This is a genomic window from Oryzihumus leptocrescens (assembly GCF_006716205.1).
Classification (GTDB): domain Bacteria; phylum Actinomycetota; class Actinomycetes; order Actinomycetales; family Dermatophilaceae; genus Oryzihumus; species Oryzihumus leptocrescens.
In genome coordinates, this window is sequence record NZ_VFOQ01000001.1 from 1,063,765 (window position 1) to 1,086,383 (window position 22,619).

Sequence of the window (22,619 nt, forward strand, 5' to 3'; positions counted from 1 at the left end):
CAACGGCTACGGCTCCTACGAACCTAGCCAGCCGCGCATACCTGCCGCATCGTCCGCGACGGAGGATCCGGCGCGGCCCCGTCGAGGGCTCACACGCTGCTCGGCCGGGCGGGGTCGAAGAGCTCGCTCACGGTGATGGCGTCGAAGGCGTCGAGCAGCGCATCGGTGCCGGCCGTCAGCTTCAACCGCATCTCGGCGGGGTGCAGCGGCACGAGCGCGAGCAGTGACACCTGTTGGCCGGTCGCGGTCGTGATCGTGCGGGCTTCGAGCCCGGTCCTGATCATCGGTGTCACCAGGGCGCCGACGAACGGTGTGTCGGACGCGTAGGGCTGCGCCGGGTCGCCGTTGGGGACCGAGTGCCACTCGGCGACCCAGGTCTCGTACTCGTGCGGCAGGCGCGCGACCATCTTCAACAGCCGGATCGGCCAGTAGGCGTTCTCGTCCCGGAACGCCTCGGCGGTCATCGGCCAGTCCGCGGGCAGGCACATCATGAGCTCGGCATAGGGGCTGCTGCCGGCGCCGGCGGGCACCGTCATCGGGCGCTCGCTCATGCCGCTGGTGACCAGGGTGTAGTACGGGCGCTCCGGGGAGGGGGCGACCACGGACACGTCGACGTGCACCAGGTCGGAGGCCAGCTCGTGCCACACGAACGCGACCGGCCCGAAGTGCTCCTCGATGTGCCGGTCGACGGCCTCGACCGTGTCCGGGTCGCCGGCGCCGGCCGGCTCCCACGCGCGATCCCGGGCCGGGTGTCGAAGGACCCCCGCACCGCGGGGAGCAGGTGAGGCTGAGGGTTCCATGCGGGGGAGCCCAACCACAGCGCCGAGCGACGCTCAGCCCCGCGTGAACGGGATGAGGCCCTGGGGGTCGCCATGGTGGGCCGCCACGAACTGGGCCGCGGCCGCGAGCTCCTCCTCGGTGAGCGCGAACCAGGCGCTGGTGCCGGTGTCGTTGGCGTCGTAGACGACCCGGTCGCGTCCGTCGATGCCCGTGCCGCAGATCGTGTACGGCGCAACGGCCACGGCGAGGGCGAAGTCCTCGTCGTCCCGCGGGTCGAGGTCGACGGAGATGCTCGGCTCCAGCCAGCGCCGGCGCCACCGGGACCACCTGGCGGGCCGTCGGGCCTCGAGCCGGTCGACCGCCCAGCGGACCTCGTCCGGCCAGGGGCCGTCGCAGATGACGTCGACGCAGAGCGCGCGGATGCGCCCGCGCAGGGCGGTCAGGGCACCGCGGTGTGCGGCGGCCACCGTCGCCTCCGATGCGGCGGAGCTGACGGTGTACGGCATCCCGAGGGGCTCCCACTGCGACATGACGGTGACCCTCTCACGCGGCTGCGCCGTCTACAGTCGGCCACGTGATGGAACACCCGGGGGACCCGAGCCGCGTCGCGACGATCCTGCCCGGGCGTGCGTACGCACCAGGGTTCCCACTGCTGCGCTACTGCGTCATGCTCCTCGTCGACCGGGGCTGGTCGGTGCGCGAGGTCTGCTGGGAGCACGGGGATCGGGCGACACCCGAGCAGGCGGCACGGGAGTCGGCCCGCGCGCTTGACCAGGTGTCGGCACGCCAGCATCTCGTGGTGGCCAAGTCGCTGGGCGGGTCGGCGCTGCCCTACGCCGTGGAACGCGGTCTGCCCGGCGTGTGGCTCACGCCCGTCCTCACCGTGCCGGCGGTCGCCGAGGCCGTCGCCCGACTCACCGCCCCTTCGCTGGTGGTGGGCGGCACGGCGGACCAGTTCTGGGACAGCCACGCGGACATCGGGCCAGGGGCCAGGGTGCTCGAGCTGAGCGGAGCCGATCACGCTCTGGAGCACGGCACCGACGTGCACCGCGCGCTCGGCGCGCTGCGTCAGGTCGTCGACGCCGTCGCGACCTTCCTCGACGAGCTCGATGGCGGGTCGAACGCATACTGATCCCATGAAGGGCGGGGGGCGCCGGGACTGGGGCGCCGTCGTCGGACTGGCGTCCGTCGTCCTCGCAGTCGGTGCCGCGCTCGTGCTGGCCACGTGGCGGTGGGTGGGCCTGCCGCCGGTCGTCGCCGTCGGGGCTGCGCTGGTGGGCCTGGGGGCGCTCTACTTCACCCTGGTGGAGGCCACGCGCGGGCAGCGGCGGACCGGCGCGCCGTTCGCGAAGGCCCTGGCCGCGAGCGTCCGTGAGGGGCTGACCGTGCTCCGCGGGCGCTCGTGAGCCGTGGCGGGAAATAGGGTCGCTCCGTGACCGTCGACAGGGCCCCCGTGCCGCCCCGCGTGGTGCCCAGTGCCGGGCTCGTGGAGTCCGTCGTGGCGGCGTTCTCCCTTCCCCGCCCGGTGCACTGGCTCGATCTGGGTGGTCTCTGGACCACCAACCTGCGGTTCGACTACGCCGACGGCTCCGCAGTGGTGGCGCGGGCCCACCGCGGCCTCACCCCGCCGGAGCGCCTCCTCGCGATCCAGTCGGCGAAGGACGCCGCGCGCCGGTTCAGGCTCCCGGTGCCGGCGGCGATCCCCGCCCCTGACGGACGCGGCTGGTCCACCCTGCCGGACGGCACGCTGGTCGAGGTCGAGGAGCACATCGACTGGGACACGCCCATGCGGACCTTTGCGTTCCTGCACAAGGGTTTCGCGGCGCTCGCCCGGCTGCACGACGCCCTGCGCACTCTGCAAACGGCCACCCCGGTGGCCTCCCCGCCTCATGCCACCTACCTCGACCCGGGCCAGGTCGTGGACGGGGTATGCCGCGGAGCGTCCAGGATGCGCGCCTGGGGCGAACCGCGGTTCTCGGCGCTCGCCGACGACGTGCAACGGCACTGTGAGGCGATCGCCGACAAGGAGGAGCGGCTCCGGCACGACCAGGTGCGCCAGCTGGTCCACGGCGACTTCTGGGACGACAACGTCGTCTTTCGCGGCCTGCAGCTGGCAGGCGTGCTCGACTTCGACTTCCTGGGGGAGCGGGACCGGATCGAGGAGCTGGCCCTGACGCTGTGGTTCTACCTGCTCGAGCCGGGCAACAACCCGCCCGGGGACGTGCAGGTCCAGCAGGTCCGGGGGCTCGTCAACACCTACGACCAGTCCTCCGCCCTGAGCCTCAGCGACGCCGAACGCGAGCGCCTGCCCCTGGCGCTCGCCCGGCAGCCTGCCTGGATCGCCGGCGGCTGGCTTCCCGCGCTCGCTGACGCAGGGGCGCGCGCCCAGGCCGCTGACCTGGCCGCCCGGCTGCCGACGGCCGAGGCCATCCTGGATGACCTGACGACGTGGACCTCCGCGCTGGCCCGGTAGCCCCCGGCCGTGGCAACGGACTTCCGTGGCAACGGAGTTGACGGCCGGTGCCTGTGTCGAGTCTCCTGCTGGCGTGACCGACCTCCGCATCCGCCAGCCGGACGACGACGCGACGCTGCGGGACTGGCAACACGTCCACAACGCGACCATCCCGGCTCATGAGCTCTCGCTGGAGGAGGTGCGCGAACGAGCCGGGCGCAACCGCCTGGAGGTCGCCTACCTTGGCGCCGTCCTCGTCGGGTGCAGCACGGTGCGCCCGCCGACGGACGACACGCGGACCGCCACCGTGATCGCCCGAGTGCTCGCCGCGCACCGCGGCCGGGGGCTCGGTGAGGAGCTCTATGCGCGGGGGCTCAGCCACGCGCGGGAGCTTGGCGCCGGGGTGGTCGAGACGGTCGTCCTGTCCAGCAACGAGGACGGTCTCCGTTTCGCGCTCAGGCACGGGTTCGTCGAGACCGAGCGGTACGTCCTGCCGGGGGAGACGGTCCCCTGGGTCGACCTGCGGCTTCGGCTGGGGTGAGGACCGGGGCGGAAGGCGACCGATCCATCTACAGCACGGTCAGGCTCAGCTAGCGCAGGTGCCTGAGGAACCGTCGTTCGACCCGGCCGGAGGTCGGATCCCGTTGCAGCTCATCGGTGCTGACCCACCCTGCTCTCTGGTAGACGCCGATGGCCCGCGCGTTGTCGTCGATGACCCACAGCTCGAGCGTCTCCCGACCGAGCTGTCGAGCCTGGTCCTCCGCTGCCAGGAGCAGCCGGCTCGCCACGCCGCAGCCCCACGCGTCGGGGTCGACTGCGACGTAGAAGACCTCCAGGGTCTGCTCCCGGGGTGCGAACAGGGTGAAGCCGACGGGGTCGCCGGCTCGCCGGGCCAGGAGAAGCCTGGCTCCCTCGAGGCCGAGCCGCCGCCGGATGCCCGGGACGGTGTCGTCGACCGCGGCCGGCTCGGGGTCCTGGTCGCGGCGGGCCTTGGCACGGGCCCAGATCGCCGCGGACGCCCTCACCTCGTCCGCTCCGTGCGCCGCCGTCACCTGCAGCAGGTCCCCCGAGGTCGTCACCCGGTCATCCTGTCAAAGCCATGAGCCGGTGCGGGGGAGCCCGCCCATGTCACAGACGGGCGGGCTGTCTCGTCTCAGGTCCCGGAGACAGAATCAGCGATCGGGAGGGTGATGGTCTTGCGGGTGTTCGTGGCGGGCGGGACCGGCGTCGTGATGGACGGGCTGGATGCGGTGTCGGTCGGTGAGGCGGTGGCCGCGGCCCGGCCGGACGCGACCCGCCACCTCGAGGAGGTGGTCCTCCGGGCCGGCGGTGCGGCCCTGCGGTACGGCGCGCTCTACGGGCCCGGTGCCACCGACGACCAGGTAGAGCTCGTGCGCAAGCGGCAGTCCCCGCTGGTTGGGGACGGCGCGGGATACTGCTCGTGGGTGCACCTCGACGACGCGGCGAGCGCTACCGTCCTGGCTGTGGAGCAGCGGGCGAGCGGCGTGTTCAACGTCGTCGACGACGAGCCGGCACCGGCCCGGGAGTGGCTGCCGTCCCTCGCGGCGTGCGCCGGGGCCAGGCCGCCGATGCGCGTCCCCGTGTGGCTGGCCCGGCAGGAGCTCGGCTGGCAGCTGCGCCACCCCTCGTGGCGCCAGGGTTTCAAGGAGGCGCTGGCGTGACCCGGACGGAGGAGTTCGAGGAGCTGCGGCCGCTGCTGTTCGCGGATCCTGGGCAGCGTCAGCGAGGCCGAGGACGCGGTCCAGGAGACGTGGCTGCGCTACGAGGGCTCCTCGACGACACCGACGTCGACCAAGGCCTTCCTCTCGGCCGTGGTGACCCGGATCTCGATCGACGTGGTGCGCTCGGCACGGGTTCGGCGGGAGGAGTATGTCGGGCAGTGGCTGCCCGAGCCGCTGCTCACCGACCCGTATGAGGACCCCGCGCGGTCGGCGGAGCTGGCCGACTCGGTGTCGGTGGCGGCCCTGGTGCTTCTCGAGCGGCTCAGCCCGCTCGAGCGGGCGGTCTTCGTGCTGCGCGAGGTGTTCGGGTTCGGCTTCCCCGAGGTCGCGTCGGCGGTGGGCCGGTCGGAGGCCGCCTGCCGCCAGCTCGCGGTGCGGGCACGTCGCCACATGGACGAGGGGCGCCCACGGTTCGAGGCGGACCGCAGGGTGCGTGACGCGCTGGCGGCGCGCTTCTTCGATGCGTTGCGCGAGGGTGATGTCGAGGGCCTGCGGGAGCTGCTCGCCGCCGACGTCCAGATGGTCGGCGACGGCGGCGGCCGGGCCCCGTTGTGGGGCAGGGGCATCTTCGGGCTCGACAACGTGACCCGGGTGCTCGCCTCGACCTTCCCGCTGTTCGCGGGGATCGGGGGCACGGTGGAGCAGCACGAGGTGAACGGGCAGCCGGGAGCGATCTTCCGCGACCGGGACGGCAAGGTGCTCAACACCTGGACGCTGGACGTCCTCGACGGCCAGATCCAGGCGATCCGTGCGGTCCTCAACCCGGACAAGCTCGGGCACCTGGGCCCGGTGGCGGACGCCTGGGCGGTCCTGCGCGAGGCGAACGCGGTCCGCCGCCCGCCGACCTGAACGACCTGAACGACCCGAACGACCGTGACCGCGGGCACGGGCGCGGGGCGCCGCCGACGAGCAGGGTCGGACGTCAGGCCAGCTGGTCGGTCGACCGGTCCGTGGGGAGGGCCCACCAGTTGTCCATGCGTGCCACCGCCGGGGCGGCCGGCCCGTCGTCCAGGAGGCGGCTGAGGCGGAAGAGGAAGGCGGCGATCCCGGCCGCGCCCTGCATCCAGCCCACGCCGGGGGGAAGCAGCGGCTCGGACGACCGGTGCTCGACGAACCGCCAGTAGGAGTGCGGGCCGTCGTGGACCGCGCGGTCGACGAGGGCGTCGGCGAGCACCACCGCGAAGACCAGGTCGTCCTCCTGCCCGGCCCGCTGCCAGGAGTCGAGGAACACCTCGCCCACCCCGGCGGTGCCGCAGCAGCGACCGTCGTTGTCCCAGAAGCCGGGGCGCGGGCGTGCGGGTAGGCCGGAGGTGCGCACGCTGTGCAGGCATCGGCGATGCCACGACAGCGTGCCTTCGCCCGCGACGTCAGGGACACCCGCCCGGTGCAGCGCGGGGAAGAGCAACGAGGTGCCCGTCGGGCCGTGGCACCAGGTGTAGGTGACGTCCTCGAAGTCGGGCAGGGCGGGGATGTGGAGGGGCAGGACGAAGCCCTGCCCGCTGGTGTCGCCCAGGGTGACCAGGTGCTCGGCGCCGCTGCGCGCGGCCGCCGTGAGGTCGGGCCGGTCGAGCTCGGCACCGGCGCACGCGAGCGCCGTGGCGACGCCGGCCAGGCCGTGGGAGAAGTTGGGCATCTGCGGGGACGGCGTGGGCCTGAACCGTCGGGGCGCCATCAGCCAGTTGGTCCCCGTCGGCAGGTGCTCCGCCTCGGCGAGGAGCACCTGCGAGGCGTGGTCGGCGAGCGGCACAGCGCCCGCGACGCCGTGCCGGCGGGCCCACAGCGCGGCCAGCAGCACCCCGCCGGTGCCCAGCGTCGCGTCGTTGAGGCGGGTGCCCGGCAGGTATCGCGGTGGGCCCAGAGCCGTCTGCGGCCACCCGTCCGGGGTGGCCAGGTCTGCGAGCCGGGCGATGGCGGCGTCGGCGCCGGGCTCCTGCAGCGCGGTGAGGACCCCGATCGCGCTGGGGAGCCCGTCGAAGAAGGTGCAGTCCTCCTCGTGCGCGATCCCCAGCCGCAGCCGGTCGGCCACGGCCCCGGCGAGGGTGTGCTCCTCATCGGTCCAGGCGCGGGTCAGGCGGATCTCGGCCAGCACGTAGGCCAGGCCGCCCACGCCACTGTGCATGCCGTCCCGATGCGGCGGCACCTCGGGGACCTCACCCGCGGTCACCGACTCGGGGACCCACGGCCCGTCCTCCCACCGCACCTGGTCCAGCACCCATCGCCAGGCGGAGTCGGCCAGCCGTCGGTAGGCGTCGGGAGAGGTCGGTGTCACCCGGGGATCATGTCATCCGGGATTGGGTGATCGTTCGGTCAAGAGCGCTGACGGGCAGGCGCGGTGACGAGGCACCATGGCCCACGACGAGAACGTGGCCAAACCGGCGGGAGGTCTGACATGGCGAGGCTGGTCTACGCGGCGATCGCTTCCCTCGACGGATACGTCGAGGACGAGCGCGGCGAGTTCGGGTGGGCGGCCCCCGATGAGGAGGTGCACGCGTTCGTCAACGACCTCGAGCGGCCCATCGGCACCTATCTGTACGGGCGTCGGATGTACGAGACGATGGCCTACTGGGAGACCGCGGGCGCCGGCGAGGATCAACGCGCGGTCTCCCGGGACTACACGCAGATCTGGCGAGCGGCCGACAAGATCGTCTACTCGCGCACCCTCCAGGTGCCCTCGAGCGCGCGGACGCGGATCGAGCGCGACTTCGACCCTGCCGCGGTCAGGGCGCTCAAGGAGTCCTCGTCCCGCGACATCTCGATCGGCGGTGCAGAGCTCGCGGGTGCGGCGATGGCCGCGGGCCTGGTCGACGAGTGCCACCTGTTCCTCAACCCCATCGTGGTCGGTGGCGGCAAGCGCGCGCTGCCGGAAGGCGTTCGCGTCCAGCTCGAGCTCCTGGACGAGCACCGCTTCCGGAGCGGTGTCGTCCACCTCCGGTACCGGCTGCGCGACTGACCGGCCTTCTGGACTTCCCTCACCAGACAGCGGAGGATCTCGCCTTGCGACTGCCGAGGTCAGCGAGGCAGGTCAGCAGCGCGGGACCATCCCCACGCGGAGAGGGATCAGATGGCTCGCAGGACGAAGGCCGACGGGGCCGACGGGCCGGTCAAGCTCGTCGCGACCGGCGTGGGCAAGGCCATCGACGGCAGCGTCCTGCTCAGGCCGACCGACCTCGAGGTCGCCTCCGGGGAGTGCGTGGTGCTGCGGGGAGAGAACGGCAGCGGCAAGACGACGCTGCTGCGGGTCCTCGCCGGGATGACCGCGCCGACGGACGGCAAGGCCACCATCGACGGAACCGTTGCCGATGAACGGGACCCGGCCATGCGTCGTACGGTTGCCGCCCTCCTGGGGGCGCCCACGGCATACCGCGACCTGACCCTCGTCGACCACCTGGTCCTCCTGGAGGCCACCTGGGGGCGGGGAGACGGTGCGGACGAGCGCGGCGACGCCATGCTGACCGCCCTCGAGATCGACCACCTGGCCGAGCGCTTCCCGCACGAGCTCTCCTCGGGCCAGCAGCAGCTGTTCCACCTGTCCCTGGTGCTCACCCGTCCGGCCCGGGTCCTGCTGCTGGACGAGCCCGAGCAGCGCCTCGACACGCACAAGCGCGGCCTCCTCGGCGACCTGCTGATGGCCCGCAAGGAGTCAGGAGTCGCGATGGTGGTCGCCTGCCACGACCCGGACCTGACCGCGCGGATCGCCGACCGGGTGGTCGACATCGTGCCCGCATGAGCCGCGACGCCGACCTGCTGCGGGATGCCCGCCACGTCATCACGGGGGAGCGGGAGACCGGCCAGCACAACGTCACCTACGCCATCTACGTCGCGGTCATCGCCGCAGCGAGCTACGGGGTCCCGGCCGCGCAGGCGTTCTTCCGGTTCCTGGACCCACGGTGGCTCGCGGCGCACCTGGCCGGGTATCGCGGCATCGTCCTCGCAGGTGCGCTCCTGCTGGCGACGGTGGCCTTCGCGTTCCGCGCCGGCCGGGTCCGCGGGCCGGTGGTCCCCGACCTGCCCTACCTGGACCACGTCGCCACCAGCCCGCTGGACCGCGCCGTCGTGCTGCGACGCTGGTGGCGGGTCGCCCTGTTGGGATGCCTCGTCGGCGGCGTGCTCATCGGCCTCGTGTCCGGTGCCGGGCTGGCGATCGCGGCCCTGGCCGGGGCGGTCGTCCTCGGGCCGGGCGTGGCGGCGGGGGCCCTCGTGGGGCTCCTGGTGGCCGGTGCCTGGTTGCATGGGCAGGTGCGCGCGTGGCCCGTCCACACGCGCGGCCCGGCGCTGCTCCTGCGTCCCGGGGGATCGCTGCGGGCGCTGCACCTCAGCGGGCTACGGACTCAGTCGGCGCGCTCGGTGACCGTCGGCGGTGCGGTGCTCGCCGGCGACCTGCGCGCGGCGCGCCTCGACATCGCGGCGCCCATCACGCGGGGACGCGCGATCCGGCTACGGGCCCGGGGCCCGGTCAGCACCCTCGTATGGCGGGACTGGCTCGGGCTGCGCCGGGCGCCCTGTCGGGGCCTGTCGGGGCTGGTGCTGACCGTGGCCGGGGTCTACGGGCTGGTGCACACCGCCACGCCCGGGACGCCGAGCCTGATCACCGTGGTGAGCCTGGTCGTGGCCTGGTTCGGTGTCGGCGCCTGGTCCGAAGGCCTGCGGCTGCACGGCGACAACGCCGGCACCCCGCCGCTGCTCGGCCTCAGCCCCATGGCCGAGGCGCGGGCTCATCTCGTGGTGCCCGGCGTGCTGTCCGTCCTCACTGTCTGCGGGGTGGGCCTGACGGCGGCACTGTCGACGCGGGGGTCGCCCCTGGGCCTGGTCTGGGCCCTCCTCCTGCTGGGCCTGCTCCTGGCGGGACAGGTGATGGCTGCGTACCGTGGGCTTCCCCCGATCGGGGTCTTCTCCCCGCGCGCGGGGATGCCGGCCATGGTGGCCTGGCAGAGCGTCCCGCTGGTCGTGCCGGTGGTCTGCGGGACCGCCGCCACGGCGGCGCTGACCTCGCGGCAACCGGTCAACGGGCTCCTCGTGCTGGCGTTCACGACGTGGCTCGCCGCGCTCTACGCCCGGCGACGGGCGCGCCTGCTCTTCGACGCCCACCGGGGCTGAGCGGGCCCAGCCGCGTTCCCGGCCGGAGGGTTGCCTTGTCAGGCCGTGGGCCCACCCCTAGCGTGCGGGCATGTCCGTGCGACTGCTGGCGGTGACCTTCGATGCACACGAGCCAGCTCGTGTGGCGCAGTTCTGGGCCGGTCTGCTCGACCGGGAGGTGGTGGAGGACACCGGTGGTGCGCTCCTGCGCGGGCACGGCACGCAGCTCGGCCTTCAGTTCGCCCCGAGCCTCGCGGAGAAGGTGGGACCGAACCGCATGCACCTCCACCTGACCAGTGCCAGCCCCGGGGACCAGCAGCAGACCGTGGCGACGGCGCTGCGGCTGGGCGCCAGCCACCTCGACGTCGGGGAGCGCCCCGAGGAGGGCCACATCGTCCTGGCCGACCCCGAGGGCAACGAGTTCTGCGTGATCGAGGCGGGCAACTCCTACCTCGCCGGGTGCGGCTTCCTCGGGGAGGTCGCCTGCGACGGCACCCGGGAGGTCGGGCTGTTCTGGAGCGCGGCCCTGGGCTGGCCGCTGGTGTGGGACCAGGACCAGGAGACCGCGATCCAGTCCCCGCACGGCGGCACCAAGGTCGCTTGGGGAGGCCCGCCCGTTGCCCCGCTCGTGCAGCGGAACCGGCAGCGCTTCACCCTCGCTCTGGCCGGAGGCGATCCGCAAGGGGAGGTCGAGCGTCTGGTGCGTCTCGGGGCCACGCGGCTCGACGGTGCCGTGGGCGGCAGCACGGTGCTGGCTGACCCGGATGGCAACGAGTTCTGTGTTCACGCCGGGTGACGCCGGCGCCCGGGTTCGGGCGGTCCGTGGTGTCTGGGGGCCGGCCCCTGCGGTCAGAGGCCGAAGGCACCGCCCTGGACGAGGATCAGCAGCCCGATACCGATCAGCACCACGGGTAGCAGGACGTGACCCGAGCGGGACAGCGCCCGGGCGACCATCGGCCGGGTCGCGAAGAACAGGCCGAGCGCGCACCAGATGCCGACCATGACGAGGAACGCCGCGCAGTAGGTGACCAGGCCTGCTGCGTTGGTGGTGGTGAAGACGGGCACGTAGACGCCGATGTTGTCGCCACCGTTGGCGAAGGTCACTCCGGCGACAGCGAGGGCCGCGGGCGCGGTCATCCTCTCGCTCGGGCGGCTGGTGGGGGAGTCGGCCCCATCGAGGAGGCGTTCGCGCCAGGCGCGCCAGGCGGCCCGGAGGCCGAGCGCCAGGGGCAGCAGGCCGAGGTAGGGGATGAACACCTCGGGCAGCAGACCGGCGCCCACCGACCCGAGGACGGAAGCGGCGAGGATCGCGGCAAACCCGAGGTACTGCCCCAGGACGACGCGGAAGACGCCGGCACGGTGTCCGGCCGCCTGGCCGAAGAACAGGGCAAGGACGACGAGGTCGTCGATGTTGGTCACGGCGAACATCGCCACGGCCTGACCCAGGGTTCTCAACCCCACCGCTGCCTCCTCGTCACGATCCCGGAGGTCACACCGTAGGGGGAGGCGGCCTCCTGCCCTGGTCGGCAGCGCAAGCGTGGACGTCTCCTCCTGGCAGGAACGCTGGCATGCTCTGGCCATGGCCGAGGGTGGAGCTGACCGGCTGCTGACCAGTGATGCCGCAGACGTGCCCTGGTGTCGCCCGGCGCTGCTCGCCGCGGAGCTGGCCCGGCGGGGTGCGCCGGTCGTCGTCGTGGGCGGGAGCGCCCGGTGGATGCGCACCGGACTCGGCGACCCCCGCGACCTCGACGTCGTCGTCACCCCAGAGTCGGTTCCTGCCCTCGTCGCCACGCTGAACGACGTGGGCGTGCCGGCGCGGGCGGCGTCCCTGATGCGTTGCCGAACGGTGCGGTACCAGACCGGGTGGGGGCCGTTGGACGTGTTCGTCGCGCAGGTTCGTCCCGCCTATGGCCCAGTGGTCGTCGACGGGGTTCCGGTGGGCACGGCGGTTGCGCCATGAGCGCCCGCACCGGCCTGGGTGGCCCCGAGACCGGGTACGGGCTGACCACGGCCGTCCTGGAGGCCCTGGACCTCACGCTCGGGATGGGGCCTCGGTATACGTATCCGTTGCTGGTGGACCTCACCGCGTCGTGGCGGCTTCACCTGCCGCTGCTGGACGGCTCGGGCAACTTCGGGTCGCAGCACGGGGACCCGCCCGCCGATGCCCGGTACACCGAGGTCCGGCTGTCCGGGATCGGAGAGCTGGCCCTCGCCGCCGAACGCGGGGAGGTCGGCCCGGTCCCGTTGGGCCTGATCGAGGGGTCGTTCTACCGCGGCGGACGGGTCCCACCGTTCGCCCCGGCCAGGGTGCTGGAGGCGCTGACCGCAGGCGCTCCCGACGCGGGCTCCCCGATCATGCCCACCGGAGGCACCGTCGACGGCAACGTCGACCGCCTGCTTGCCGGCAGGCCGACCAGGCTCACCCTGGGCTCGACCATCGCCCGCGAGCCCGGTGCTCTCGTCATCACCGAAGTCCCGTTCGACGTGACCGTCGACGACGTCGCCGTGCAGCTGGAGCACCGAGCCAGGGCTGCCGGCCACCGTCAGCAGGCCGACTACCTGCCGGCGGGGATGGAGGCCCTCCAGCCCCTCACGGGACCGGCACCCGTCCGCCAGGTTCGGGACGAGAGCAGCGGCCTGACCGGGATCCGCGTGGTCTGCGATCTGGCCAGGGATGCCGACGTCGCTCAGGCAGAGGCGTGGGTCCGGTCCGTGTGGCCGGTCACGATCGAGGTCGACAGCCAGCTGCCCGCGCCGATGGGACAGCTGCTGGCCACCTGGGACCGGGGCGACGGCTCCGGGCTCGGCCGGCTCGGGGCCCTTCTGTAGCACGCCCCGGGCGCCTCCTGGCCAGGAGGACACGAGGTGGGAAGGCCAACGAGGAGAACCTATTCGCTCAGGTGGACGAGGGCGTCTCGCCCCTGTGGCCGCTCCGGTCTGGTGGCGCCGGTCCGTCGGGCAGAGTACGAAGACACCATGGGAAGGCTGGCATCCGTGCTCTACGCGCTCACGATGGTTGTTGTCGTGGTGGGCGTCGACGTCCTGTTCTTCAGGAACCACTTCTGGGAGCGGCTGATGGTCAACGTCGGGATCGTGATGGTGTTCGGCGCGTTCTACCTCAGGTTCCGACAGCCTCAGTGAGCGCAGCCCGGGAGGCGCGCGGCCGTCGTCCGGAGCGATGAGCGCAACCAGGTGCCCGAGCCCAGGACGACCAAGAACCGGGTCCACCTGTGCTTTGCGCCCTGAGACCTCGCGTGAGCAGAAGGCCCGAGTCACGGGTAGAGCGACTGGCCTTGCGCTCACTCGTGTGGGAGACCCCCGTGCCGTGTAGCCGCGAGGGTCTCCCGGGTGCGAGGCATCCTGTACGCGGATCGGACGGCCGGGTGCGAACCGGCCCCGGGACCGTGTCAGGCGCTGAAGGTGCCGAGGTACTGGCCGAGGGAGGGTCGACCCAGGTGGCCGGCCTCCTGCAGGATCCCCGGGGTCTCCGGGTCCGTGGCGAACGCCATCCAACCGTCCTCATCCCAGTCGAAGACGGCCCACACCCGGTCCTCCTCGATCGGGTCGCGGTAGACCGTCGAGCCCTTCGAGCCGTGCGATCCACGCTTGTCGGCGCCCGTCGTGCCGTAGACCTCGAGGAAGTGCTCGACGTCCTTCACCTTCGTCGTCGCCAGGATCATCGTCGTTCTCCTTCATCTGGTCGGGTCCTGAGCGGATCCCTTGTCCTTCCAGCGCTTTCGGCTGGCTTGACGAGAATCCTGCGCCGCCTGCGACGTCCCCACATGAGGAGATCTCCTCATTTCGGGTCCCCATCCCGCAGCGGCCCTCCACCTCGAACCCCGGCGGCCCGTGTCAGCCTCCGCCGGTCTCCGTGGCGCGGACGACCACCTCACGGTCGAGGGCCCAACGGGTGGCCGCCGCACGGTTGGTGACGCCGAGCTTGGTGTAGATGTGCTGGATGTGGTTGTCGGCGGTCTTCGCCGAGATGAACAGCCGTTCGGAGATCTCGCGGGTGGTCGCCCCGTCGGCGATGAGCCGCAGCACTTGTGTCTCGCGAGCCGTCAGGCCGGTGACCCCGCCGCCGTGCTGGCTCGAAGCGGTGAGAGCGCGCTGGGCGAGGCCGATCTGGTGGAGCGCGTAGGCGGAAGCTTCGTGGAGGTCCATCCCGCCGCCCACGGCGGCGAAGCGCGCCGACGCCTCGTCGCCGAGCTGGGCGTCGAGCCGCTCGCCGAGGTCGGCGAGGGTGGGCACATGGTGGACGCTGGCCGGCTCGTTGGCCATCGCGCCGAGCAGGGTGCGCGCGATAGCGGGACGGTCGAGCCGCTCGAACAGTGCCGGCAGGCTGGCCAGCGTGATGACCAGCTGAGCGACGGCGCCGGAGCGCAGAAAGGCTCCGATCGACGTGCCGAAGAGGGTGAGCGCCGCCTCGAGCTGACCGTCCGAGGTGTGCAGCAGGGCGGCGTCACGGGCCAGGAAGCCCTCGAAGAACCGCACGTCGTGCTCACCGAGCTGGGCGACGCCCTCGTCCCAGGTCTCCAGGGCGCGCTGCGGGTCCGGTTTCGACCAGGCCAGCCCGACGATCCAGAGCGTGTAGACCACCCAGAAGGGATTGGCCAGCTGGCGCGCGGACGCGACCGCGGACCCGGTGAGCTCCAGCGCCTCCTCGACCCGCCCGGCCGACTGCAGGCCGTCGACGTACGCCGCGATCCCGTACGCCCGTCCGGCGCCAGGCAGTGCAGCGACGTCCCGGGTCAGCTCGATGTAGCGATCCAGGTTGCCGCAGTAGACCTGGCCGAGCGCCTCGATGAACGTCGCGTAGCCGGGCTCGCAGGACTGGTAGCCGGGCTGGCCCTCGAGCTCGGTCGCCAGGTGGGCGTTCCGGGTGGCGACCGCGGCGCGTCCGACGAAGCACGCATACCCCGCCGCGGCGTAGAGCCGGGGGAGCCGCGGGACGTCGGCCCGGGCCGCCACGTCGAGCAGGGACTCCGCCCACCCGATGGTCTCGAACAGCTCCACCGAGAAGCCCATGAGAGCGGCGTGCGCGGCGATGTCGGTGGCGACCTCGACGTGACCGCGATCGATGCTCCACTGGAGTCCCGACCGCAGGTTCGCCAGCTCCGTCGTCACCCAGTCGACCTGGGTCCGCCACGCGGGACCGTTCCACTGCCCCCACCGTCGGGCCGCCTCGTCGGCGAAGTGCGCCGCGTGCCGATCGCGAGCAGCCTCGCGCTCGGCGGCCTCTACCAGCCGCTCGTCGGCGAACGCGCGGATCGTCTCGAACAGGCTGTATCGCGTCCGTGCGGGTCCGTGGTGAGCCCTCACCAAGGACTTGCGCACCAACGAGTCCAGGAGCCGCAGCACCTCGACGTCGTCGCCCGACTCCGCGACGGCGCACAGCGCTGCCAGGTCGAACCCTCCTGCGAAGACCGACGCCTGGCGCAGGGCTGCGCGCTCCTCGTCGTTGAGCAGGTCATAGGACCAGGCCATCGCGTGCCGCAGGGTCGCCTGGCGATCGGGCGCCAGCTCGGGCCCGGTCAGCAGCCGGAACCGGTCACCGAGCCGGTCCCGCACCTCGACGGCGCTCATCGCCGCCATCCGCGCCGCGGCCAGCTCGATCCCGAGGGGCAGCCCGTCGAGCGTCCCGCAGATCTCGACCACCGCGTCCGCGGTCTGTGCGTCGAAGATCCCGAACCCGGGCCGGACAGCGCGGGCACGCTCCACGAACAGGGTCACCGCCTCGGACGTCATGCCGCCGTCCACGGCCAGAGGCGAGACGGGCACGAGTGCTTCGCCCGGCGCTCGCAGGTGCTCCCGGGACGTCGCCAGGATCCGGGGGACCTCGGAGCGGGCGAGGATCTCCGCGATCGCCTCCGCGGCCGCCGTAAGGACGTGCTCGCAGTTGTCGACCAGGATCAGCAGCCGGCGTCCGGCGACTGCCTCGGCAACCGTGTCGATGACGCGGGCATCACCCTGCGGGGTGATGCCCAGGGCGGTGGCGATCGCGTCCGGGACCGCGTCGGCGTTGCCCACCGGGGCCAGCTCGACCAGCCACGTGCCGTCGGGGAACTCCTCGGCAAGCTCCGCGCCGACCGCGAGGGCGAGTCGGGTCTTGCCGACGCCTCCCACGCCGGTGAGGGTGACGAGCTGCCGGGATCGGACCAGCGCGGCCAGCTCGCGTAACGTCCCGGCGCGCCCGACGAGGGCGGTCGCGGTGCGCGGCAGGTTGCCGTGCCTGGCCTCCAGGCTCACCGAGCCAGTCTGACACCGACGACACCCAGGGCGCGGCGCCCGGTCGTCTGCACATCACCCTTCCGGGGGTTCGCTCGGGCGCCTCGTCCCGCTAGCCTGACCGGGCCGATCCGGGAGGCACGCGATGGACCACCTGACGCTGCTGGCCTACGCCGAGGACGAGCTGAACCGGGTGGTCGCCGGGCTCGACGAGACGGAGATGGACGTCGTCACCAACTGCCCGCCCTGGACGATCCGCCGCCTGGCGAGCCACGCCTTGAAGAACCAGTTGTTCTGGGCAGGCACAGTCACCGGTCAGGACCTCATGACACAGGACGAGGCGATGGCCGCGGTGCCCTACGAGGGCGACCTGGCGCCGATCGCCGCCGAGGTCACCGCCGTGGCCCTGAGGTTGTGGCGCAGCGATGGAGTGATGACCGCGGACCACGACACGCCGTTCGGCGTCCTGCCTGGTGCGGTCGTCCTGGCCTTTGCGGTCATCGATGCTGCCGCGCACGCCTGGGACCTGTCGGCGAGCCTGCGGCGCCCGATCGAGTTCCCCCCGGAGTCGGTCCCGGCGATGACGGACGTCGTCACGCTCACCTGCACCGACCACGCCATCGAGCTCGGCCTGATCAAGCCTCCGACGGTGTCGCCCGTCGACGCCACCGACACCGAGCGGCTCATGGCCGCCGCCGGTCGCACGATCACACGACGGTGAGGCTGCGGCCTCTCAGACCGGTGAGCTCACCGCTCCCGACTGTATGCCGGTCACGGTGGTTCCGGTTCAGTCGCCCGCTCCGGCGTCGCGCTTCTCGCTGATCAGCTGGACGAGGTTGCCGCACGTGTCGTCGAAGACGGCCACGACGGCCGGGCCGATGTCGGTGGGGGCCTGGGTGAAGGTGACCCCCAGGCCGACGAGCCGGTCGTGTTCGGCCGCGACGTCGTCGACGGCGAACTGGACCAGCGGGATACCGTCGTTCGCGAGGGCCTCCCGGTAGGGACCGACGGCAGGGTGGTCGGAGGGCTCCAGCAGCAGCTGCGGACCGGCCGGGTCCTCGGGGGAGACCACGGTGAGCCAGAAGTTGTCACCGAGGGGGATGTCGTGGTGGACCGTGAAGCCGAGCACCTTGGTGTAGAAGTCGCGGGCGGCTCGCTGGTCGTCGACGTAGACGCTGGTGAGGCGGATCTTCATCAGGTGTCCTCTCGGTGTTCCGGCAGTCGCCGCCGGCCGGCGATGACCGCCAGGCTGAGCCGTCAGTTCGTCGTCGACCGCCCGGTCGACGTCGGCCATGTCGAGACCATAGGCACGTGTTACGTGCATGTCACTCGTGTTCCGCGCGTTGCGTGTCGGCCGCGGACCAACCCCGCCAAGTGATGCAGCATGAGTGGCATGCGTAGGGGGCGACGCCGACACGGCGGTGGACTCGTGCACCGGCGACGCTCCGGGCGTGCGCAGCTGGACCTGACCGGCCTGTCACCGGAGGTCCGGGCGGTGGTCGAGTCGCTCATCGACGATGGCGAGGTCGACATCACGCGATCTGGTGAGCCGGTGGGCACCTTGGCGTTCACGTCGACGGTCCTCCACGGTGCGGTACTGCCGCCGGATCCTCCAGGCAGGACGGGCCAGGGATCGCCGCGCGAGGGAGTCGTGGTCGTCGCGACCACCATGCTCATGTCCGATGCGGCACGCCGGCGGCTCAGCGACGCGTTCGGCCCCGACTACCTGGTCCTGGACTTCCTGGATGCCCCATCCACGGCCGACATCGTGCTGACGCAGCCGGTGAGCCCGCAACTGACCCATCGGTGGACGCTCATGTTCCCCCAGGCGCAGGTGATCATCACCGAGATCCTCGATCCGGAGTTCGGGCTCGATGTCAGTGGGCCGGTCGGGCGACTGCTGGATGCCGGCGCGCACGTATACCTGCCGCCGCGGCCGGTGGAGCAGGTCGCCGAGAACGTCCTCGGGTACCTTGCCGCCCAGGCTCGCCCGGAGCTCGGGTCTGCCGGCGCGACCAGGCTTGAGCTGGGGACGGACGATGGCGCGGTGTAGCCGGCCACAGCCAAGGCCAGCGTGGTCAGGCGATCGGGAGAGCGTCGATCAGCCAACACAGAGAAGCCGTGGCCGGCGCGCGGCCCGACTGTGGCCTGCGCGGCCTTGAGTCGGTAGCGTCGGCCCTACCGGCAACCTGGGGGACATCGTGAAGCTATTGCTCACTTCCGGCGGGGTCACGAACACGAGCATCCGCGATGCGCTGGTCGACCTGCTGGGCAAGCCGATCGCCGACTCCAGCGCCCTGTGCATCCCCACAGCGCAATGGGGCCATCCGATGTGCGGGCCGGGCGTCAGGGCCTGGCAGTTCATCAGCGGGAACTCCGAGAACCCCATGGTTGACCTGGGCTGGAAGTCCGTCGGCGTCCTGGAGCTCACCGCGCTGCCCAGCATCGACGAGGAGCGCTGGGTACCGCTGGTCCGGGAGACCGACGTCCTCCTCGCGGCGGGCGGCGACGCCCTGTATCTGTGCCACTGGATGCGCCAGTCCGGCCTGGCCGACTTGCTTCCGTCGCTGCCCGAGACGGTGTGGGTGGGACTCAGCGCCGGGAGCATGGTGATGACCCCGCGGATCGGCGAGGACTTCGTCCAGTGGAGGCCGCCGACCGGAGACGACAGCACGTTGGGCGTCGTCGACTTCTCGATCTGTCCACACCTGGCTCAGGAGGGCATGCCGGGCAACTCCCTGGCGGAGGCCGAGAGCTGGGCGGCCGACATCGCGGGTCCGGCGTACGCCATGGACGACCAGACGGCCATCAAGGTGAGCGACGGCACCGTCGAAGTCATCTCCGAGGGGCACTGGAAGCTGTTCTCCGCCTGACGCCAGGAGGCTCCGCCGACCGGCCGGCAGGGTCAGCGAGGCGAGTCGGCGCGGGCGCAACCGGCCGACCGGATGGTCGGCCCGGACGGAACAGGGCCGCAGATCGGGGATGAACCCCCGACCGGCGGGGTTTGCGAGCTGCGAAAACCATGTGAGCCGCACTTTCGTGTGCCGTTAGCGTGCTCCCGCCACTGTCGCCTTGCCGAGGACCTGCCGTTGTACACCACGTGAGACCTCTCGAGCGCTGATTCATCGCGCGTCGCGCATCTGCGCCGCGCTCCTTTTCGCTGCGAACTTCTCACTGGAACCGGTGTATTTCTGTGCCCAATATCTGGGTGGTCGTGCCCACCTGCCTGCCTGTCATTCTCCGCCCTTGCCACTCGTGCGCCTCCGAGCGCTTCCGGGCTAGCGGCAAGTTCCGCGTCAACGCAAACCACAAGCTCCTCGACGCCTGGCTCCTCGCGCTGTGCACCGATTGCGGGGAGACCACCAAGCTCACGGTCCTGGAGCGGATGAACGTCCGCTCCATACGGCCTGAGCTGCTGGACCGGCTGCACCACAACGACCCTGGCCTGACGGCGGAGCTGCTCCAGGACCCGGTCGTGCGGCGCCGAAATCGCATCGCCCTCGACTGGGACAACGCCTGGCGCCTCGACACCGGCGGATCGAATCACCTGGAGGACGGGGCGATCGACGTCTCGGTGCGCTTTGCGGCGCGGATCCCTGTTCGGCCGGTGCGCCTGGTCGCTGAAGGTTTCGGCCTTTCGCGAGCCGAGGTCGAGAGACTCGTCACCGAGGGAAGTCTCGTATCGGCAGTCCGCCTGAGCGGCAAGCGCTCCGGCGACTTCGCCTTCACACTCAAGCGCTGAGCCGTCCCGCGGCCGGGGCCAGTCCGGCAAGGCCCCCGGACTGGCCCCGGCCAGACGCCCGCGCAGGCCCACACCTCGGCCACGAGGGCTCCGATCCACTCCGCGGTTACGCCGGCCATCTGCACTCGTCTCGTCGTGCCGCTGTGGCAGGTACGCGGCAAGACCTTCCTGGGACCGGTAAGCCGCGAGCTTTCGGGTTGGCCGGCCCTTCGCGAGGGTGTCGAGTCACTCGGTGGACGCCCCGGTGCGTCACTTCGCGTCGTCGGTCCTGATTGACGAATCCCAGCGCCAGTCTGCGAGGCGGGGACGGCCGACTAGTTCGGTGCGACCGGTGGACCACAGGAGCACTGCCGAGGGGTCTCCCGGCGGCGCGTCCGGGAAGAGCCGCGCTAGTACGGGCTCGCTGAGCCCTGACGGCGGTGCCCACTCAACGCCAAGACCGCGGGTGATGTCGTAGGTGTGCACGAGAACCTCGACCACCCCCATGGCAGCGAACCCTTCCGGATCGGAGGTGCCATACGGATGCCCGGCACGCGCGTCCGGCGATGCGGCGGTCACGGCGAGGCGAAGGAGCTCTCCGCACATCGCGACACATCGCACGAGCTCCTCGGGGCTGGCCTCAGGGTCCGAAACCGCCTCGATCGGTAGATAGCCCTTGGCCGGCTGAGCCACTACCTGCGAGGCGTAGGAGAACAGGTCGTCAGCGATGTGGGTGGCTGTCTGTCGGCACGACCACTCCAGGTCGCCAGCAGCGAGGCTCCAGTCACGGTTGAGGACGGGTTCGACAGCCTGCCGCATCTCGTCGGTTGCGGTGCTGATCAGGCTCGCCATGGGTCGCATGCCAGCAGCGTTGCTCTGCAGGTCAGAAGTCGTCATGGAAGGCAGTCTCGCCGGCAATCAGGACGTTCTCCGTCCTCGATGCGCACGGATTCGTCAGGTCGCCAGCATCGTCCTGTCCCCGTCCTGAGATCTGGCAGGCAGACCACCGAACGCTCTCAGCCCCGGTAACCCCAGCGTCACCACGCTTTCGAAGGGCGGCGATCTGCTGATCGAGGCGAAGGCCGGCGGCCGCTTGTTCCGAAGCCAGATTGAAGTCCCGTGAAGATTCTGGTCGGTACCTTGTCGGATCCGGAGCGAGGCGTTCGTAGTAGGGGTGAAGCGGCGGTCGGAGGAAGGCCGCTGAGACGAGGAGTGATGAGATGCCGAGGTACCTGATCTCGTTCGAGAAGGGCGCGATGGACCACATCCCCGAGGAGGACTTCCCCGAGGTGGGCAAGGCCGCCCACGCGGTGTGCCAGGAGGCCAAGGACGCCGGCGCGTTCGTCTTCGCCGGCGGGCTGAGTTACGACGATGGCGACGTCGAGCACGCCGTGGTGGCCACCGACGGGATGGTCACCGACGGCCCGTTCCCGGAGAGCAAGGAGCTCGTCGGCGGTGTGGCGATCGTCGACGTGCCCACCCGGGAGGCGGCACTGGAGTGGGCCGCGAAGTTCGCGGTGGCCTGTCGGTGTGCGCAGGACGTCCGCAGGTTCATGGACGACCCGGACCTGATCACGGCTTGAGGCTCGAAGGATGAGGGCCCAACGTGGACCGGGTTCTGGCGTCGCTCGCCTCTGACCCGCCGGATTCTGACGCCGCGACTCCGGTCATTGCCGGTCAGCCACTGATGCACTTGTGCCTCACCCGGCACCTCAGCAGGCGCCAACCTTGCTGACCCTCAGCGGTGCAGCCCGCGTGTCGTCCTGGGAAGAAGCATCAAGGCAGCCGAGCAAGTGTTGTCCGCGGAAGACTCGTAACGATTCTCCGCACCACGCACTCAGACCGTTGTTCACAGAGTCTGGAGCCACGCCGACCTCTTGCGGGTCGGGCTGCTCGCCCCGCACCTGGACCGTGTGGGCGGTGTCGTTGAGTACGGCAGCCTGAAAGTGGTCTCCGGGCGGGGGATCGAACGCGCACGGGGAACTCGCGACTGCCGCCACGACGACCGCTGTGGTGGCGCAGGAGGCTAACCCGATCAAAGACGCCAGGACCAGCGCGGCCGCGATCATGACCTTGTTGCGCCTGGTGTAGGCGCCGGGCGCAAGCTGTGGGTCCGGCACACGGGGAGCATACGACCCGCCCTACTGGGTCTCTGGGCACTCGTCAGGCGGCGCTGAAGGGCCCGCATACGGCCAGCGTGAAGCTGAGTCGGCGCGCCTTGCGGACCTGCGAGAATCGGGATCTTGTGCGGCCGAGGCATGGCTGAGCCTTCCTTCAGCGTGACTCCGCGCTGGATTGTGCCCGTATTGGGCATGCCACCGAGTCTTGCGCTTTCGGCATGTCGGTTCGGGTGCGCTGGCATCCTCGGGACATGACCGAGGTGGCTGGACCTCTCGCCGGCGGCTGCCTGACCCGCTTCGTGACTTCGGCCCTACGGCCTTTCCAGGCAGGGTCCGGGAGGGGCGCATCCGACGAGGGAGCGAGCACCCAGGGGTGCGTTGAGCGTCACCGTGGTGGAGCGCAGCGCTTCGGCGGCGATGCAGTTGTTCCCGGCGGCGTTCGACACTTCCGTCACAACAACGCGCACCGACGTGGGAAACTCGCTCACCGAGGCGCCGGCGAA

General features: G+C 71.6%; 27 protein-coding genes. 18 read left to right on the forward strand and 9 right to left on the reverse strand.

Annotated elements, in window-relative coordinates:
* Positions 1-89: 89 nt before the first annotated feature.
* Together FB474_RS05070 and FB474_RS05075 are read right to left on the reverse strand one after the other, a co-directional pair.
* Positions 90-800, reverse strand: a complete 711-nt coding sequence (locus tag FB474_RS05070) for a suppressor of fused domain protein (protein WP_221632436.1) — start codon at positions 798-800, stop codon at positions 90-92.
* Positions 801-833: 33 nt separating this feature from the next.
* Entirely contained in the window at positions 834-1,310 is a 477-nt protein-coding gene (locus FB474_RS05075) for a hypothetical protein (protein ID WP_141787655.1), read from the reverse strand.
* Between the two features lie 44 nt (positions 1,311-1,354).
* Between FB474_RS05075 and FB474_RS05080 the strand changes: the two genes are divergently transcribed.
* The 4 genes from FB474_RS05080 (at position 1,355) to FB474_RS05095 (ending at position 3,773) form a co-directional block, all read left to right on the forward strand.
* Entirely contained in the window at positions 1,355-1,912 is a 558-nt protein-coding gene (locus FB474_RS05080) for an alpha/beta fold hydrolase (protein ID WP_141787656.1), read from the forward strand.
* A 4-nt stretch (positions 1,913-1,916) separates the two neighbouring features.
* Positions 1,917-2,186, forward strand: coding sequence for a hypothetical protein (locus FB474_RS05085; protein ID WP_141787657.1), 270 nt, complete (start codon positions 1,917-1,919; stop codon positions 2,184-2,186).
* Between the two features lie 26 nt (positions 2,187-2,212).
* Positions 2,213-3,253, forward strand: coding sequence for a phosphotransferase (locus FB474_RS05090; protein WP_141787658.1), 1,041 nt, complete (start codon positions 2,213-2,215; stop codon positions 3,251-3,253).
* A 73-nt stretch (positions 3,254-3,326) separates the two neighbouring features.
* Positions 3,327-3,773, forward strand: coding sequence for a GNAT family N-acetyltransferase (locus FB474_RS05095; protein WP_141787659.1), 447 nt, complete (start codon positions 3,327-3,329; stop codon positions 3,771-3,773).
* Between the two features lie 49 nt (positions 3,774-3,822).
* Here the strand turns inward: FB474_RS05095 and FB474_RS05100 are convergent, their stop codons facing one another.
* Entirely contained in the window at positions 3,823-4,311 is a 489-nt protein-coding gene (locus FB474_RS05100; protein ID WP_141787660.1) for a GNAT family N-acetyltransferase, read from the reverse strand.
* A gap of 117 nt (positions 4,312-4,428) precedes the next feature.
* Here FB474_RS05100 and FB474_RS05105 point away from each other — a divergent pair, with 117 nt between their 5' ends.
* Positions 4,429-4,914 carry an NAD-dependent epimerase/dehydratase family protein gene (locus FB474_RS05105; RefSeq protein ID WP_221632437.1) on the forward strand — a complete coding sequence of 162 codons (486 nt, stop codon included), beginning with the start codon at positions 4,429-4,431 and terminating at the stop codon, positions 4,912-4,914.
* A 48-nt stretch (positions 4,915-4,962) separates the two neighbouring features.
* Positions 4,963-5,823 (forward strand): RNA polymerase sigma-70 factor, encoded by an 861-nt coding sequence (locus tag FB474_RS05110; RefSeq protein ID WP_246092336.1) that lies wholly within the window; start codon positions 4,963-4,965, stop codon positions 5,821-5,823.
* A gap of 73 nt (positions 5,824-5,896) precedes the next feature.
* On the opposite strand, the gene FB474_RS05115 is transcribed toward FB474_RS05110, so the two are convergent.
* Positions 5,897-7,243: a lanthionine synthetase LanC family protein gene (locus FB474_RS05115; protein WP_221632438.1), complete on the reverse strand. Its 1,347-nt coding sequence runs from the start codon at positions 7,241-7,243 to the stop codon at positions 5,897-5,899.
* A 120-nt stretch (positions 7,244-7,363) separates the two neighbouring features.
* Here FB474_RS05115 and FB474_RS05120 point away from each other — a divergent pair, with 120 nt between their 5' ends.
* From FB474_RS05120 to FB474_RS05135, 4 genes are all read left to right on the forward strand, one after another.
* Positions 7,364-7,924 (forward strand): dihydrofolate reductase family protein, encoded by a 561-nt coding sequence (locus tag FB474_RS05120; protein ID WP_141787662.1) that lies wholly within the window; start codon positions 7,364-7,366, stop codon positions 7,922-7,924.
* A gap of 111 nt (positions 7,925-8,035) precedes the next feature.
* Positions 8,036-8,701 carry an ABC transporter ATP-binding protein gene (locus FB474_RS05125; protein WP_141787663.1) on the forward strand — a complete coding sequence of 222 codons (666 nt, stop codon included), beginning with the start codon at positions 8,036-8,038 and terminating at the stop codon, positions 8,699-8,701.
* Positions 8,698-10,068: a hypothetical protein gene (locus tag FB474_RS05130; protein WP_141787664.1), complete on the forward strand. Its 1,371-nt coding sequence runs from the start codon at positions 8,698-8,700 to the stop codon at positions 10,066-10,068. Before FB474_RS05125 ends, FB474_RS05130 begins: the two co-directional genes overlap by 4 nt.
* 70 nt (positions 10,069-10,138) lie before the next feature.
* Positions 10,139-10,843, forward strand: a complete 705-nt coding sequence (locus FB474_RS05135) for a VOC family protein (protein ID WP_141787665.1) — start codon at positions 10,139-10,141, stop codon at positions 10,841-10,843.
* Between the two features lie 53 nt (positions 10,844-10,896).
* Here FB474_RS05135 and FB474_RS05140 read toward each other — a convergent pair whose 3' ends face one another.
* Entirely contained in the window at positions 10,897-11,475 is a 579-nt protein-coding gene (locus FB474_RS05140) for a cadmium resistance transporter (RefSeq protein WP_425465311.1), read from the reverse strand.
* A gap of 151 nt (positions 11,476-11,626) precedes the next feature.
* Between FB474_RS05140 and FB474_RS05145 the strand changes: the two genes are divergently transcribed.
* The 3 genes from FB474_RS05145 to FB474_RS20645 all read left to right on the forward strand — a co-directional run bounded on the left by FB474_RS05145 (position 11,627) and on the right by FB474_RS20645 (position 13,188).
* Positions 11,627-12,007: a hypothetical protein gene (locus FB474_RS05145; RefSeq protein WP_141787667.1), complete on the forward strand. Its 381-nt coding sequence runs from the start codon at positions 11,627-11,629 to the stop codon at positions 12,005-12,007.
* Positions 12,004-12,876 carry a DNA gyrase subunit A gene (locus tag FB474_RS05150; protein ID WP_141787668.1) on the forward strand — a complete coding sequence of 291 codons (873 nt, stop codon included), beginning with the start codon at positions 12,004-12,006 and terminating at the stop codon, positions 12,874-12,876. The genes FB474_RS05145 and FB474_RS05150 overlap by 4 nt, the downstream gene beginning before the upstream one ends.
* 147 nt (positions 12,877-13,023) lie before the next feature.
* Entirely contained in the window at positions 13,024-13,188 is a 165-nt protein-coding gene (locus FB474_RS20645) for a hypothetical protein (protein WP_185746046.1), read from the forward strand.
* A 266-nt stretch (positions 13,189-13,454) separates the two neighbouring features.
* Here the strand turns inward: FB474_RS20645 and FB474_RS05160 are convergent, their stop codons facing one another.
* Positions 13,455-13,727: a hypothetical protein gene (locus tag FB474_RS05160; RefSeq protein WP_141787669.1), complete on the reverse strand. Its 273-nt coding sequence runs from the start codon at positions 13,725-13,727 to the stop codon at positions 13,455-13,457.
* Between the two features lie 172 nt (positions 13,728-13,899).
* Complete coding sequence (locus FB474_RS05165; protein ID WP_141787670.1) at positions 13,900-16,296, reverse strand: LuxR C-terminal-related transcriptional regulator; 2,397 nt, start codon at positions 16,294-16,296, stop codon at positions 13,900-13,902.
* Between the two features lie 124 nt (positions 16,297-16,420).
* Between FB474_RS05165 and FB474_RS05170 the strand changes: the two genes are divergently transcribed.
* A complete protein-coding gene (locus FB474_RS05170) occupies positions 16,421-16,996 on the forward strand; it encodes a TIGR03086 family metal-binding protein (protein WP_141787671.1) in 576 nt (191 codons plus the stop codon).
* Positions 16,997-17,062: 66 nt separating this feature from the next.
* Here FB474_RS05170 and FB474_RS05175 read toward each other — a convergent pair whose 3' ends face one another.
* On the reverse strand, positions 17,063-17,470 hold the full coding sequence (locus FB474_RS05175; RefSeq protein ID WP_141787672.1) for a VOC family protein: 408 nt from the start codon (positions 17,468-17,470) through the stop codon (positions 17,063-17,065).
* Positions 17,471-17,770: 300 nt separating this feature from the next.
* Here FB474_RS05175 and FB474_RS05180 point away from each other — a divergent pair, with 300 nt between their 5' ends.
* The 3 genes from FB474_RS05180 to FB474_RS05190 all read left to right on the forward strand — a co-directional run bounded on the left by FB474_RS05180 (position 17,771) and on the right by FB474_RS05190 (position 20,017).
* Positions 17,771-18,328, forward strand: a complete 558-nt coding sequence (locus FB474_RS05180; RefSeq protein WP_141787673.1) for a hypothetical protein — start codon at positions 17,771-17,773, stop codon at positions 18,326-18,328.
* 148 nt (positions 18,329-18,476) lie between these two features.
* The gene (locus FB474_RS05185; protein WP_141787674.1) at positions 18,477-19,148 is read left to right on the forward strand and encodes a Type 1 glutamine amidotransferase-like domain-containing protein; all 672 of its coding nucleotides are present in this window, start codon (positions 18,477-18,479) and stop codon (positions 19,146-19,148) included.
* A 335-nt stretch (positions 19,149-19,483) separates the two neighbouring features.
* Entirely contained in the window at positions 19,484-20,017 is a 534-nt protein-coding gene (locus FB474_RS05190; RefSeq protein ID WP_221632439.1) for a DUF1062 domain-containing protein, read from the forward strand.
* Positions 20,018-20,266: 249 nt separating this feature from the next.
* On the opposite strand, the gene FB474_RS05195 is transcribed toward FB474_RS05190, so the two are convergent.
* Entirely contained in the window at positions 20,267-20,848 is a 582-nt protein-coding gene (locus FB474_RS05195) for a maleylpyruvate isomerase N-terminal domain-containing protein (protein ID WP_246092056.1), read from the reverse strand.
* A 368-nt stretch (positions 20,849-21,216) separates the two neighbouring features.
* On the opposite strand from FB474_RS05195, the gene FB474_RS05200 reads away from it, so the two are divergent.
* On the forward strand, positions 21,217-21,579 hold the full coding sequence (locus FB474_RS05200) for a YciI family protein (protein ID WP_141787676.1): 363 nt from the start codon (positions 21,217-21,219) through the stop codon (positions 21,577-21,579).
* Positions 21,580-22,619: the final 1,040 nt, after the last annotated feature.